Below are 13,498 nucleotides of genomic sequence, written 5' to 3' on the forward strand. Positions count from 1 at the left end.
CGCGATCTTTCCACGGGTTCACGTCATATTTGCGGTCCAGCCCATAGGCCGAGGTGTCCTGGCTGATGACCAGCAGTTCGCGCACGCCGTTTTCCACCAACTTTTCGGCCTCGCGCAGCACCGCATGGGCGGGGCGGCTGGCCAGCTTGCCACGCATGTCGGGGATGATGCAGAATCGGCACTTGTGATTGCAGCCCTCGGAAATCTTGAGATAGCTGAAATGGCGCGGGGTCAGCTTTACCCCCGAGGCCGGCAGCAGATCGACGAAGGGGTTCGGGTCGGGCGGCACGGCGCTGTGCACGGCATCCAGCACCTGTTCATACTGGTGCGGGCCGGTCACGGCCAGAATGCGCGGATGGTGTTCGCGGATGTAGTCCGGCTCGGCCCCCAGGCAGCCGGTCACGATCACCTTGCCGTTTTCCACCAGCGCCTCGCCGATCGCCTCAAGGCTTTCGGCCTTGGCGCTGTCGAGAAACCCGCAGGTGTTCACGATCACCGCGTCCGCCCCGTCATAGTCGGGCGAGATGCCGTATCCTTCGGCCCGCAGGCGGGTCAGGATGCGTTCGCTGTCCACAAGCGCCTTGGGGCAGCCGAGCGAGACCATGCCGATGGTGGGCTGACCGCGGCGCGGGGCATCGTCAATCCGGGCGGCAGGCGCCAGGTCGGGGCGGAGGTTGGGCGGGTTGGTGCTCATGGCGCGGCATATAGTGGGGAAATCTTCCCCTTGCAAATCCCACGCGTCGGGCAGACATCATTTAGGCAAAGGACAACAGGGGCGCATAGAAATCATGAAGTGGCTGTTTCGCATTCTTTTCATTCTGATGGCCGCCATCGGATTGACCATCGGGGCCTTGCTGTTGATGCCCGGCGACAAGCTTGGCGCGATCCTGGCGGAACAGGTCAAGGCCCAGACCGGGCGCGACCTTGCGCTTGAGGGCGACGTACGGTTTTCGTTCTGGCCCGTCCTGGGCCTGGAAACCGGACCGGTGCAATTTGCGAATGCCCCCTGGGCCGGACCCGAACCCATGCTCAGCGCGTCCAGCCTGGAGGTGGGCGTTGATGCCTCGGCCCTTCTGGGCGGCGAGGTCCGGATCGGTCGTGTATTGGCGCGCGACCCGGTCGTGCGGCTGGAACTGTCCGACGGACGCGGAAACTGGGAACTGGCACCCCGCCAACAGGCCGCGCCAGCCGAGGCCGCCTTGCCGTCTGGCGGGCCGAAACCCGCATCGCAGCCCAGTTCCGTGACGCTGGACAAGCTGGAGCTGACCAATGCCCGGCTGGTCTATGTCGAAGACGGCGCGGTTCGCATGGATTTCGCGAACGTGGATCTGTCGGCCAGCTGGCCCGACATTTCCGCCCCGATGCGGATGGACGCGGAAATGCCCGTGCCGGGTGGGGCGGTTACGGTGGCGTTGAGCATATCGGATCTGCCGGCCTTTTCTTCAGGTCAGGCGACGCCGCTGGCGCTGGACCTGAGCGCGCCCGGGGGCCAGGTTAACTTTGACGGACGCGTCAATCTGGCAGGGGAAATGGACGGGCGCACCCGGATCACGACGACCGATACACACAAGATGCTGGCCGCTTTTGGCCAGGCGGGTGTGACCGTGCCTCAGGGTCTGGGCCGCGCGGCCGACGTGCGCGGTCAGATGACCTATACCCGCGACGGACGCATCGCGCTGCGCGACATCCAGGTCGCGCTTGATCAGAACCGGATCACGGGCAATGCAGACATCCTTGTCGCCGCCACTCCGCAGATCACCGCAAACCTGACGGCGGGCCATCTGGATCTGTCGCGTGTCGCCGATGCGGATGCTGATACGCAGACCCGGAGGCAACCAAAAAACGACGCCCCGAAAGCCGGATCGTCGCCACGGGGCGACGACGGATGGTCAAAGCAGCCGATCGACGCATCGGTTCTGGGCCTGGCCGATGGGCAGATCCGCCTGAGGGCCGAGTCGATTGCGGTTCCCGGTCTCGAATTCGGCGCAAGCGACCTGACACTCAGCCTCGACCGGTCGCGCGCGGTCATGCAGATGAACCCGGCCACGCTGTTCGCGGGGCAACTGACTGGGCAGGTGGTCGCCAACAACCGCAACGGATTGTCGGTCGGCGGCAAGCTATCGGCGCAGGGGATCGACCTGCAGCAGGCTTTGACGGCGCTGGCGGGGGTTGAACGGTTGTCGGGCAAGGGGGGGCTGGATCTGGAATTCCTCGGCGAAGGTCAGAGCGAAGATCAGATCATGCGCTCGCTCAGTGGCAAGGGCAGTCTGAAGGTGGGCAAAGGGGTCATCGCGGGGATCGACCTTGATCGTCTGATGGGACGTGGCGATGCCGTGGGCGGGACGACGGTGTTCAACAGCCTGACGGCCTCATTCGTGATCCGCAAAGGAAACCTCAGAAACAATGATCTGCTGATGCAGTTGGACAATTTCCGCGCGGACGGGTCTGGCCGGATTGGACTGGGTCGGCGGGATATCGACTATGTTTTCACGCCGGTGGCCTTGCGCGCCAATTCAGGCGAGGGGCTGGCGGTTCCCGTGCGGATCCAGGGCCCGTGGAGCAACCCGTCGATCAAACCGGATCTGAGCAAAGTGATCGAGGCGGCCACCGACGAAAAGCTGAAAGAGCTGGAACAGGACGCCAAGCAGAAGGCTCTCAGGAAGGCCGGAGAAGAGCTTGACACGACCATCACGGACAGCGACCAGATCGAAGACGCGGTCAAGAAAAAGCTTGAAGAAGAGGCCAAGAAAGGCCTGCTGAAACTGCTGGGAAACAACTGATCAATGGTTGTGGGGGCGCTGGCGGCGCCCCCATTGCTGTCAGATCGTCTGGTCGTAGTCGCCCACGCCGGGCTCGGTGCGGATCACGGCGTCGAGATCGGCGAAAATGGCCCGCATTTCCGCCTCGCTTTCACTGCTTTCACATACGACGACCAGATTGGGAGTGTTCGACGAAGCCCGCACCAGACCCCAGCTGCCATTGTCCAGGATCACGCGCGCGCCGTTGACCGTGACCACCTCTTTGATGGGGCGCCCGGCCAGTGTTTCCTGCGCCTCGGCCTTGGCAACCAGCTTGTCGACCAGCCGCGCAAGGATGTCGTATTTCTCGGTATCGGCGGCATAGGGCGACATGGTCGGGGTCGACCACGTTCTGGGCAGCGCGCGGCGCAGGTCCGACATGCTTTTGTCCGGGTTCCGGTCCATCAGCTTGCAGATTTCGACGGCCACCCGCATGCCGCAGTCATAGCCGCGCCCGACAGGCTCGGCCAGGAAATAGTGGCCGGACTTCTCGAACCCGGCCAGCGCGCCGATTTCCTTAACGCGCCGTTTCATGTGGCTGTGGCCGGTTTTCCAATAGTCGGCCTTGACGCCAAGCGCCTGCAGTTCGGGATCGCTGGCGAACAGGCCGGTCGATTTCACGTCGGCCACGAAGGTGGCGCCGGGATGCAGCTTGGCCAGATCGCGCGCCATGATCACACCGACCTTGTCGGCAAAGATCTCTTCGCCTTCGTCATCGACGACGCCGCAGCGGTCTCCGTCGCCGTCAAACCCCAAGGCCAGATCCGCGCCCGTTGCTTTGACGGTCGCGGCCATGTCGTGCAGCATCTCCATTGCTTCGGGGTTGGGGTTGTAGTTGGGGAAGGTGTAATCCAGCCGATTGTGGCTGGGTACGACCTCGACCCCGATGCGCTCAAAGATTTCCGGTGCAAAGGCCGAAGCCGTACCGTTGCCCGTGGCACAGACGACCTTCAGCGGGCGGGACATTCTGAAATCGCCGACCAGATCGTCGATATAAGCCTCTTTCACCCCATCGACGAATTCATAGGACCCGCCGGGGCGGGCTACGCCTTCACCGTTCAACACGATATCGCGCAGTTCGGACATTTCATCGGGGCCATGGGTCAGCGGGCGGTCAAAGCCCATCTTGACCCCGGTCCAGCCGTTCGGGTTGTGGCTGGCGGTCACCATGGCCACGGCCGGGACATCCAGGTGGAACTGCGCGAAATAGGCCATGGGCGACAGCGCCGGGCCGATGTCCTTGACCCGGATGCCCGCCTGCATCAGACCAAGGATCAGTGCGTTCTTGATCGCCAGTGAATAGTCGCGATAGTCGTTTCCGACCGCGATCTCGGGCTTGATCCTGCGCCTGTGCATCTGCGTCCCCAGGCCGAAGCCCAGCGCGGTCATGCCGGGCAGGTTGATCTCGTCGGGATATTTCCAGCGGGCATCATATTCGCGAAAGCCGGTAGGCTTGATCATCGCGTCGCGCAGAAAGCTCCAGGTGTTCGGGGTCACCTCGGACAAGGGTTTGGTCATGTCAAATCTCGGTTTTCAAATCTGAATTGGGTTGGCTTTGGCAAGGGCGTCGAACTGCATCAGTGTCCCGATCAGGTCGCCAATCTGATCCAGCGGGATCATGTTCGGCCCGTCTGACGGTGCGTTGTCCGGGTCTTGGTGAGTTTCGATGAACACTGCGCCAATGCCCAGCGATACCGCGGCGCGGGCCATGACCGGCGCGAATTCGCGCTGACCACCCGACGATCCGCCCCGGCCACCGGGCTGCTGCACCGAGTGCGTAGCGTCCATCACGACCGGATATCCCGTCCGGGCCATTTGCGGCAGCGATCGCATGTCGGCAACCAGCGTGTTGTAGCCAAAGGATGTTCCGCGCTCGGTCAGCAGGATGTTCCGATTGCCGGTGCTTTCGATCTTTTCGACGATGTTCGGCATCTCCCATGGGGCCAGGAACTGACCCTTCTTGACGTTGACCGCCTTGCCCGTTTCACCCGCAGCCAACAACATGTCGGTCTGACGGCACAGGAACGCCGGGATCTGCAGGATATCCACCGCTTCGGCCGCGATGGCGCATTGTGCTTCGGTGTGAACGTCGGTCAGGACCGGAACACCCATCGTCTTGCGGATGTCGTCCAGAACCTTGAGGCCCGCATCGATCCCCATGCCGCGTTTGCCGGACAGGGACGTGCGGTTGGCCTTGTCATACGAGGCCTTGAAGACGTATTGCGCTCCGGCCTTGTCGCAGATTTCCTTCATCCGGCCAGCGATCATCTGGGCATGGTCGGCGGACTCAAGCTGGCACGGCCCGGCGATGACGGTCAGCGGAAGATCGTTGCCGACCGTCAGGTCAGCGATTTTTACATGTTGCATATGCTCTACGAAGATACCTGTTCACGGAGGACTGACGTGGTCAGCGAAATCATAAGGTAGATACCAGCAAACAGCAGGAATGCCAAAATCGTATTTTCGAATTTGCGCGGATAGCTGGGCTCTTGGCTGGGTACCGGGTTGACCGAAACGGTCAGGTATCGGACCTGACGGTTGGCCTCGGTCCGGGTGTTCTCCATCTGCTGCATGGCGGTCTGCAGCATCATGTCCCGGGCCGCCAGGTCGGCCTGGGCCATCTGGATGCGCACGCTCAGTCGCGCCAGCGAGTTCTCGCCAGCAGACGCATCCAGCATCTTTGCGTTCAACTCCTCCAGCACCGCCTGCAACCGCTCGATATCGGCGCGCACGCCGTCGACCTTGGCCTGGTTCGGCCGCGGGTTGTCCAGCAGGGCAGCCAGTTGCAGTTCCTTGTCCTGCAGCTGAATCTCGATTTCATTGATACGGGCGCGCAGGCTGGCGATCACGTTCTCCGGGTCCAGAACAGCGCCTTCAAGCTGCAACTCGATCAGGTCTTCCTGCGCCTTGCGCCGGGCCGCCTGTGCCGCCTCGAAGCTTTCGACGGCGTCGCGCATCTGGTCTTCGCGTTTCTTTTCAGACAGGGCGTTCACACGGTCTTCGGCATAAGAAATCAGTTTCTCCGAGAACAGGGTCGCCGTTTCCGGATCCGGTGCCGCGACTTCCATTCGAATCACGCCTTCGGTCGGGTCATAGCCGATGGTGATCATCCGCTTGTACAGCTTGAAGGCATCTTCCAGGGTCGCATCCTGTTCGAGGCGTTGGATGGGGTCGATCCAGTCTTGCTGGAAGACCTGCGAAAACCCGGCGTCACGGTCCAGAAGCAGCAGCGCCTCTTTCGATTCCAGAAAGGACTGCACCGAGATCGAATCCTGGGTCGTTGCAAATTGCGTCCCGGCAAGCAACCCGCCGATGCTGCCGGGCCCGCCATCGGCCTGCAGGATCAGAAATTCCGAATTGCTGGCGTACATCGGCGTTGCCACCTTGTAGAAATAATAGCCGACCAACAGCGTCGGCAGCAGCACGAAGGCGGCCAGCCGGGCGAACAGACCGATCAGCTTGCGCCGCCGCCGCCGGGCGATGTCTTTCTGGATCTGGCCAATCTCGAACGCACGACGCTCGGCCGGGCTGAGTTCGGGGCCCGGCAGGTTTTCAGTTTTTTCCTTGATCGTCTGCGGCAGGTGGATCTTGACTTGGTCTCTGGAGGTGCCGTCCGGGGCAGGGGCATCGCCCAATTGGCCGACGATATCCAGCAGGTTCTTGCGCGGGAACGGGTCGATCCCCTTTTGGCGCAGCAGCCGCACGGCGTCGTAATCCGACGTCGCGGCCAGGCCATGTTTCTGCGCCATGCGCCGTGCTATGCGCAATTGCCGCCCCGTAAGCCCCTCGCGCTTGATCGCATCCAGCTCGGTTCCTGCCGGCGTTTCGGCCACGCCCTGCGTCGCCTTTCGAATGCGCGAAATGGCTTCGGCCCGGGCTTCGACCGTTCCTTCGCCCTTGGCAGCCCGGTTCGGGTCGTATTTCTTAGCCTTGGGTTTGGTAGTCATACACCTGTTTCGCTTCTTCCAGAGACTCAAAAACGTGAAGCCGGCCGTCCAGTAGTACGGCCGCCTGTCTGGCGAATTTCTCAAGAACCTTCGGGTCGTGCGATACGATCACCAGAGTCGTCGTCCGCAGGCGTTCCTGCAGGATCGAACCCGCTTTCTTGTTGAATTCCACATCTGTGGTTGCCGGCATGCCTTCGTCGATAAGGTACATGTCAAAGTCCAGTGCCAGCATCAATGCGAAGGTGAACCGTGCGCGCATCCCCGAGGAATAAGTGGCCAGCGGCTGGTTGAAATATTCGCCAAGACCACAGAGCCAGCTGCAATAGGCTTCGACATAGTCCGGATCCATTCCATAGATTTTGGCGATGTAGCGCGCGTTCTCCAGCGCCGACAGGCGTTTGGACACGCCGCCGGTAAACCCCATCGGGAAAGAGACCCGGCAGTCCCGACGAATCACGCCTTCGTCGGGCTTTTCAAGACCCGCCATCATGTTGATGAGCGTCGTCTTTCCGGTTCCGTTCGGGGCAAGGATGCCCAGCGACTTTCCCAGCTCGACCCGGAACGAGGCCCGGTCCAGGATCACCTTGCGGCGTGTCCCGGTCCAGAAGGATTTGCTGACATTTTCAAACTCGAGCATTTCCGGCCTGTGCAACCTGTTCGTTCCGGCCCGGCCACGACGGTCCGGCCAAAGCCCCTTTGTTATCGGGCCATGTTGGCTACATTATGTCGAATTGTGAAACAAATCTTCAATGCGCGCGGAAAACTGTTCCGTGCGAATGTGACATGCACTTGGTCAAAATGTCACTTGGCGAGCGAAGGCCCGGCTCAAAACGAGAAGGTGAGCAGAGTTTATGGAAAGCCTATCCGACCGGATCCGGTCGTGCAGATTGTGCGCCGAGCGGTTCGCCGCTACTGCGACCGGACACAGCCCGCGACCGGTGGTGTGGTTCCGGCCCGGCGCCCGGATCCTTGTCGCGGGGCAGGCGCCGGGCGCGCGGGTCCACGACTCCGGCCGGCCCTTTACCGATCCGTCCGGCGACCGGTTGCGTGATTGGCTGGGGCTCAGCCCGGCTGAGTTCTATGACCTTTCGCGGGTCTCGATCGTTCCGATGGCCTTCTGTTTTCCCGGCTATGACGCGCGGCAGGCTGATCTGCCGCCGCCGCCCATCTGCCACAAGACCTGGCATGCGAAGGTCATGCGGGAATTGGGGGCGGTGCCCCTGACCGTGCTGGTCGGCAACCATGCCCATCGATTCCACCTGGGGACCCGATCCTCGGTGACCGAGACGGTGCGCGCCTGGCGGGACCATGCGCCGCGGGTCTTCGTCTTGCCTCATCCGTCGTGGCGCAATACGGCATGGTTGAAGAAAAACCCCTGGTTCGAGACCGAGTTGCTGCCGGTTCTGCGCGCCCGGGTGCAAGAGGTGCTGAATGACTGATACCACGGCCTTGGATGCAGCCCATGCCGCTATGGAGGCCCGTCCGCAGGACGATGCGGCCCGGCTGCGATTCTTTGAGCGGCTTGCCGATTCCGAGCTGTTTCTGATGCTGACCGAAGAGGCGCGCGGCGAAAACATCTCGCCCGAGTTGTTCGAAGTCGCCGACGGGCGCTTCGTGCTGGCCTTCGATCGCGACGAGCGTCTTGTGCAGTTCGCAGGCAGACCGGCGCCCTATGCGGCGCTGTCGGGCCGGGTTCTGGCCGGGATGCTGGGCGGGCAGGGGATCGGGCTGGGCCTGAACCTCGAGGTGGCGCCCTCGTCGATGCTGATCCCGGCCGAGGCGCTGACCTGGCTGGCCGAGACGCTCAGCCACGCTCCGCAGGCGGTCGAGGCGCGGCTGGAAGAGTTCCTGCCGCCTGCCGGCTTGCCCGATGCATTGTTGACGGCGCTGGATACCAAGCTGGCAACGGCGGTAGGGCTGGCCTCGGCCGCCTATCTGGTGGCGACGCGCGCCCAGGGCGGCGGGGCCGGGCATCTGCTGGCCTTCGTCGATGCGGTCCAAGGCGCGGAACCGGCGCTGGCCAAGGCGGTCTCCGAGGCGCTGACCTTTTCCGGGATCGAAGCTGGAGCATTGGACGTTGGGTTCTTTGCTGATGACGATGCCGCGACCGAGGCGTTGTCGATGGTTGGGCTGCGGTTTGACATCCCGCAACCGACCCGCCCGGATCCTGTCCGCGCCGCGCCCGGAAGTGATCCGGACAAACCGCCGATCCTGAAATGAAAATGCAGCGCCGGGGCGCTGCATCTTCGGTCAGGCGGCTGAAAAAGACGTCAGACTATTCGGCGGCTTGTTCCAGCTTGTCCTGCGTGCGCGTCTCGAAATCACTGGCATCGTGGCGTTCGCGCAGTTGGGTGTGCGGCTCGCCGAAGGCGCGGTTGACCATCCGGCCGCGTTGCACCGCCGGGCGGGCATCGATCTCTTTTGCCCACCGCATCACGTTCGTGTAGGAATCGACATTCAGGAATTCAGCGGCGTCGTATAGGCGGCCCAGAACCAGTTGGCCGTACCACGGCCAGATCGCCATGTCGGCGATCGAGTAGTCATCACCGGCAATGAAGGGTTTGTGAGACAGTTCCCGGTCCAGAACGTCCAACTGGCGCTTGGTTTCCATGGCAAATCGGTTGATCGGATATTCCCATTTCTCGGGCGCGTAGGCATAGAAATGGCCGAACCCGCCGCCCAGATAAGGCGCGCTGCCCATCTGCCAGAACAGCCAGTTCATCACTTCGGTGCGGTCCGGGCCGGATTGCGGCAGAAACGCACCGAATTTCTCGGCCAGATGGAACAGGATCGACCCACTTTCGAACACGCGCACCGGTTTGTCGCCAGACCGGTCCAGCAGGGCGGGGATTTTCGAGTTGGGATTGATCTCGACAAAGCCCGAGCCGAACTGGTCACCCTCGCCGATATTGATCAGCCAGGCATCGTATTCGGCGCCGTCGTGGCCCAGGGCCAGCAGTTCTTCCAGCATCACGGTGACCTTGACCCCGTTCGGAGTGGCCAGCGAATACAGTTGCAGCGGATGCTTGCCCATGGGCAGATCCTTGTCATGGGTGGCGCCCGCGATGGGGCGGTTGATGCTGGCAAAACGTCCGCCGCTTTCGCTGTCCCAGGTCCAGACTTTCGGGGGAGTATAGGTGGATGTGTTGCTCATCTTCTGCCTTTCATGCCTAAGCCCGGCGCGCCGGGTCGTCCCAGAGGTAGTATCGTCACGCCCCGAGGCCAACCCCCGACGTTGCGCGTTTCGTGAAACAATCCTCCGCAATTCGCTCACGTTTTCTCGTGGCCGGTCACAGCAGCGTTAGCTGGGCTGTGCGATCCGGGGAATTCCAATACTCTCGCATCTGACGATCACGCTGACACTGCCTCCAGAACAAGGATCACGCACATGAACCGTTTTGCACTGACTTTTGCCGCCGCCATGATGCTGGGCGTTCCGGCCCTTGCCGGGCCTCAATATGTTGACGGGACCGGCTATGCCGCATCCGGCTACGACGTTGTCGCCTATCGCGACCTCGAACAGGTGCCCGTCGGGCAATCCCAACCCGAAGCCGTGCGTGGCCGCGCCGACATCACGGCTGAGTACAACGGGGCCATCTGGGCTTTCGCATCCGAGGAAAACCGGGCGAAGTTTCTTGAAAATCCCGCCTATTACGCCCCGCAATATGACGGGCACTGCGCCTATGGTGTGTCCAAGGGCGGCAAGGTGCCGGGCAACCCCAACCTGTGGCGCATCGTGGATGACAAGCTGTATCTGAACATCACCGATGTCGTGGTCGGTTTCTGGGAGGAGGACGTGTCGGGCAACATCAACCTGGCCGAAGGCAACTGGCCCGAGATCGAGCCGTCGGACGCCTCGACCAGCGTCATCCCCAAATTCACCTCGGCCGGACCGATCCAGAACTGATCCTTTGTTTCGATGATCGCGGGCCCTGCGGGACTTGCAGGGCCTTTTCGCGTTTTCAGAACGCTTCGTTCATGTGCGGGTCGGCCTCAAACCGGATCCGCACGCTTTTCGCCCCGGGGAACTTGCGTTCGCGGATCGTGTCGGGAACCAAGACCTCTCCCGCGCCGGATGACGTGGCCTGAAAAGACAGGATCTCGGCCTCGAACTTGCGGCCGCTGGTCAGGATCGAGGTCGGCAGGGCGACCCGGTTCTTCCCCTCGCAAACCGGCGTGGCCACGAAGAACGTCAGATCGCGCCCCCGGCACCCCACGGCCGAGGGAATGTGGTCTGCGTTGGCCTGTTCTGAATTTCGGCAGGGCGCGCGGTGATCGTCATGCGGCAAGGCGCCGCCGGCCCCAAGAAGAGACCGACATGACTCGAGCGCATCTTCGGCCAATTCGATCAGACGCGCCCTGAGCTTGGGGCGGCGTGGACGTGCCGGGCCGGCGGCCTTAGTGGCCAGCCCTTCGCTTCTGAGAAGGTCAAAGGCCGATTTGGCCTTGGCAAACTGCACGGAATCCCCGCCGGTGCGGTCGGGGTGCGCGCGAAAGGCGATGTCGCGCCATGCGTTGCGAATGTCAGATGCCGTCGCGGTCTGATCCAGGCCAAGCGCCCGCAATGCATCAACCCGAGCCTGAATTTTGTCGACTGGCTCCATACCAAAATCACTCTTTAAAACACGTTCCCTTATTTTCCGGGACAACCGGTGTTTGTGTCAAATAAATCAACTGATTGGGCGCTTCTGGACAACAGTTCGAGGTTTGCGCGGCGATTGTATTCATGGCTGGTTTACGCAGCCGCCGGACGAAAAAAGAGGGCCGCCCGGGGCGGCCCCAGCACAGGGGATTGCGGCAAGAGAGGTCAGGCGACGTGTTGCAGGTCGACCTTGGGCGTTATCCCCAAGGCGAAACACACGTCGCGCGTCAGCTCGGGGCGGTTGAGCGTGTAGAAATGCAGCTTGTCCACGCCGCCCTCAATCAGGTCCGAGCACAGTTCGGTGCACAGCGCGGTGGCCAGCAGGTCGTGCCGGTCGTCGCGGACGGCCTTCTCAAAGGCATCCTCGACCCATCCGGGAACCCGGGCACCGCAGCGTTTCGCGAATTTGCGGGCGCCCGTCCAGTTCTCGATCGGCAGAATGCCCGGCACGATCGGCTTGTCGATCCCCGCCTTTGCGCAGGCATCGCGAAAGCGGAAGAATGTCTCGGCTTCGAAGAAGAACTGAGTCAGCGCCTCATCGGCGCCAGCATCCAGCTTGGCCTTGAGCCAGTCGATATCGGCCTGTGCATCGGATGCCTCGGGGTGGATGTCGGGATAGGCGCCGACCCGGATCTTGAACTTGCCGGTTTCGGCCAGCGCCGCGATCAGTTCGACCGAGGTCGCGAAACCGTCGGGATGCGGAATGAAACGGTCCTGCCCCTTGGGCGGGTCGCCGCGCAGGGCAACGATGTCGGTGACGCCGGCGGCGGCGAATTCCTGGGCGATGGCAAGGGTTTCAGAGCGCGAAGCATCGACGCAGGTTAGATGCGCGGCCACCGGCAACCCCGACGATTTGTGCAGCGTGGCCACGGCGTCACGCGTCAGCTCGCGCGTGGTGCCGCCCGCGCCATAGGTGACCGAAACGAATCGCGGCCCCAGCGGTGCCAGGGTCTGAACCGTATCCCACAGCCTAAACGACGCTTCGAGCGTTTGCGGCGGAAAGAATTCAAAGGAGATCTCGGGCTTGGTCATCGGTGTCTCGCTGTTTGTGACCAGGCTCTTGTGCCATGATGCGGGTTGTGAGACAAACTCATATTCCTCAAGAACAACATGAGTTAGACTGCAAATGCATATCGAGTTCCGGCACCTGCGCACGATCAAGGCCATCCATGACTGCGGCGGGCTGGCGCGCGCGGCCGATCAGCTGAACATCACGCAATCGGCGCTGAGCCATCAGATCAAGGGGCTCGAGGATCAGGCCGGGGTCGAGCTTTTCCTGCGCCGGTCGAAGCCGATGAAACTGTCGGCGGCGGGGCTGCGCCTGCTGCGTCTGGCCGAGCAGATCCTGCCGCAGGTCGAGGCCATGCAGGAGGAGTTTTCCTCGCTGCGCGACGGGCGTACGGGGCGGATGCACATCGCGATCGAATGCCACGCCTGTTTCGAGTGGCTGTTCCCGGTGCTCGAGGCCTTCCGCAAGTCGTGGCCGGATGTCGATGTCGATATCCGGCCGGGTCTGGCCTTTGACGCGCTGCCCGCGCTGCAGAAGGAGGAGGTCGATCTGGTCGTCTCCTCGGACCCCGAAGACCTGCCGGGCGTCGAGTTCATCGAGCTGTTCGACTACAACCCCGTTTTCGTTGCGGCCTCGACCCATCCGCTGGCAGAAAAACCGTATATCGAGGCCGAGGATTTCCGCGGCCAGACCCTGATCACCTATCCGGTCGAACGGACCCGGCTGGACGTGTTCAGCCAGCTGTTGATACCCGCGCGGGTCGAACCGGCGGCGATCCGGCAGGTCGAGCTGACGGCAGTGATCCTATTGTTGGTCGCATCGAACCGAGGGATTTCGGTCCTGCCCGACTGGGTCGTGCGCGAGGTCAAGTACAACTCGGACTATGTGACCCGCCCGCTGACCAAGAATGGCATCACGCGGCGCCTCTACGCTGCTGTTCGCGCCGAGGACATGGAAAAGCCTTTTGTGCAGGAGTTGGTCAAGCTGGCCAGCCAAGAGGCGCGCAAGTTGCAGGCGCAATAGGGCCGTGGCCCCGCGCGAGACGGTGGGCTGCCATGCGCATCATTCCTCTTGGCAAGGGGGCGTTGCGCCAGTATACGCG

The 13,498-nt window shown here is 62.5% G+C and carries 13 protein-coding genes; 5 read left to right on the top strand and 8 right to left on the bottom strand.

Features of this window, described 5'->3' with window-relative positions; all coding sequences use genetic code 11:
• Positions 1-694, bottom strand: a 694-nt coding sequence (locus tag AC2FMN_RS01810; protein WP_496685759.1) for a radical SAM protein, incomplete at its 3' end; no start/stop codon positions are given.
• A gap of 94 nt (positions 695-788) precedes the next feature.
• Here AC2FMN_RS01810 and AC2FMN_RS01815 point away from each other — a divergent pair.
• On the top strand, positions 789-2,780 hold the full coding sequence (locus AC2FMN_RS01815) for an AsmA family protein (RefSeq protein WP_496685762.1): 1,992 nt from the start codon (positions 789-791) through the stop codon (positions 2,778-2,780).
• 39 nt (positions 2,781-2,819) lie between these two features.
• Here the strand turns inward: AC2FMN_RS01815 and AC2FMN_RS01820 are convergent, their stop codons facing one another.
• Genes AC2FMN_RS01820 through AC2FMN_RS01835 form a run of 4 tightly spaced genes read right to left on the bottom strand, consistent with a single transcriptional unit; the run spans position 2,820 to position 7,382 of the window.
• Positions 2,820-4,316 (bottom strand): phosphomannomutase/phosphoglucomutase, encoded by a 1,497-nt coding sequence (locus AC2FMN_RS01820; RefSeq protein WP_496685765.1) that lies wholly within the window; start codon positions 4,314-4,316, stop codon positions 2,820-2,822.
• Between the two features lie 15 nt (positions 4,317-4,331).
• A complete protein-coding gene (gene kdsA / locus AC2FMN_RS01825) occupies positions 4,332-5,165 on the bottom strand; it encodes a 3-deoxy-8-phosphooctulonate synthase (protein WP_496685767.1) in 834 nt (277 codons plus the stop codon).
• A gap of 5 nt (positions 5,166-5,170) precedes the next feature.
• Positions 5,171-6,745: a KpsE/RkpR family capsule polysaccharide export protein gene (locus AC2FMN_RS01830; RefSeq protein ID WP_496685770.1), complete on the bottom strand. Its 1,575-nt coding sequence runs from the start codon at positions 6,743-6,745 to the stop codon at positions 5,171-5,173.
• The gene (locus AC2FMN_RS01835) at positions 6,723-7,382 is read right to left on the bottom strand and encodes an ABC transporter ATP-binding protein (protein WP_490362212.1); all 660 of its coding nucleotides are present in this window, start codon (positions 7,380-7,382) and stop codon (positions 6,723-6,725) included. Before AC2FMN_RS01835 ends, AC2FMN_RS01830 begins: the two co-directional genes overlap by 23 nt.
• A 214-nt stretch (positions 7,383-7,596) precedes the next feature.
• Between AC2FMN_RS01835 and AC2FMN_RS01840 the strand changes: the two genes are divergently transcribed.
• A complete protein-coding gene (locus AC2FMN_RS01840; RefSeq protein WP_496685773.1) occupies positions 7,597-8,184 on the top strand; it encodes a uracil-DNA glycosylase family protein in 588 nt (195 codons plus the stop codon).
• Positions 8,177-8,965 carry an SseB family protein gene (locus AC2FMN_RS01845; RefSeq protein WP_496685776.1) on the top strand — a complete coding sequence of 263 codons (789 nt, stop codon included), beginning with the start codon at positions 8,177-8,179 and terminating at the stop codon, positions 8,963-8,965. The genes AC2FMN_RS01840 and AC2FMN_RS01845 overlap by 8 nt, the downstream gene beginning before the upstream one ends.
• A 55-nt stretch (positions 8,966-9,020) precedes the next feature.
• Here AC2FMN_RS01845 and yghU read toward each other — a convergent pair whose 3' ends face one another.
• Positions 9,021-9,899, bottom strand: a complete 879-nt coding sequence (yghU, locus tag AC2FMN_RS01850) for a glutathione-dependent disulfide-bond oxidoreductase (RefSeq protein ID WP_496685777.1) — start codon at positions 9,897-9,899, stop codon at positions 9,021-9,023.
• Between the two features lie 234 nt (positions 9,900-10,133).
• Here yghU and AC2FMN_RS01855 point away from each other — a divergent pair, with 234 nt between their 5' ends.
• Positions 10,134-10,652, top strand: a complete 519-nt coding sequence (locus AC2FMN_RS01855; RefSeq protein WP_496685779.1) for a YHS domain-containing (seleno)protein — start codon at positions 10,134-10,136, stop codon at positions 10,650-10,652.
• A gap of 55 nt (positions 10,653-10,707) precedes the next feature.
• Here AC2FMN_RS01855 and AC2FMN_RS01860 read toward each other — a convergent pair whose 3' ends face one another.
• Both AC2FMN_RS01860 and metF read right to left on the bottom strand, forming a co-directional pair.
• A complete protein-coding gene (locus AC2FMN_RS01860) occupies positions 10,708-11,349 on the bottom strand; it encodes a J domain-containing protein (protein ID WP_496685782.1) in 642 nt (213 codons plus the stop codon).
• Positions 11,350-11,552: 203 nt separating this feature from the next.
• Positions 11,553-12,419, bottom strand: a complete 867-nt coding sequence (gene metF / locus AC2FMN_RS01865; RefSeq protein ID WP_496685785.1) for a methylenetetrahydrofolate reductase [NAD(P)H] — start codon at positions 12,417-12,419, stop codon at positions 11,553-11,555.
• Between the two features lie 94 nt (positions 12,420-12,513).
• On the opposite strand from metF, the gene AC2FMN_RS01870 reads away from it, so the two are divergent.
• Entirely contained in the window at positions 12,514-13,419 is a 906-nt protein-coding gene (locus AC2FMN_RS01870; protein WP_496685788.1) for a LysR family transcriptional regulator, read from the top strand.
• Positions 13,420-13,498 lie beyond the last annotated feature (79 nt).

The organism is Ruegeria sp. BHSC037 (assembly GCF_059613045.1).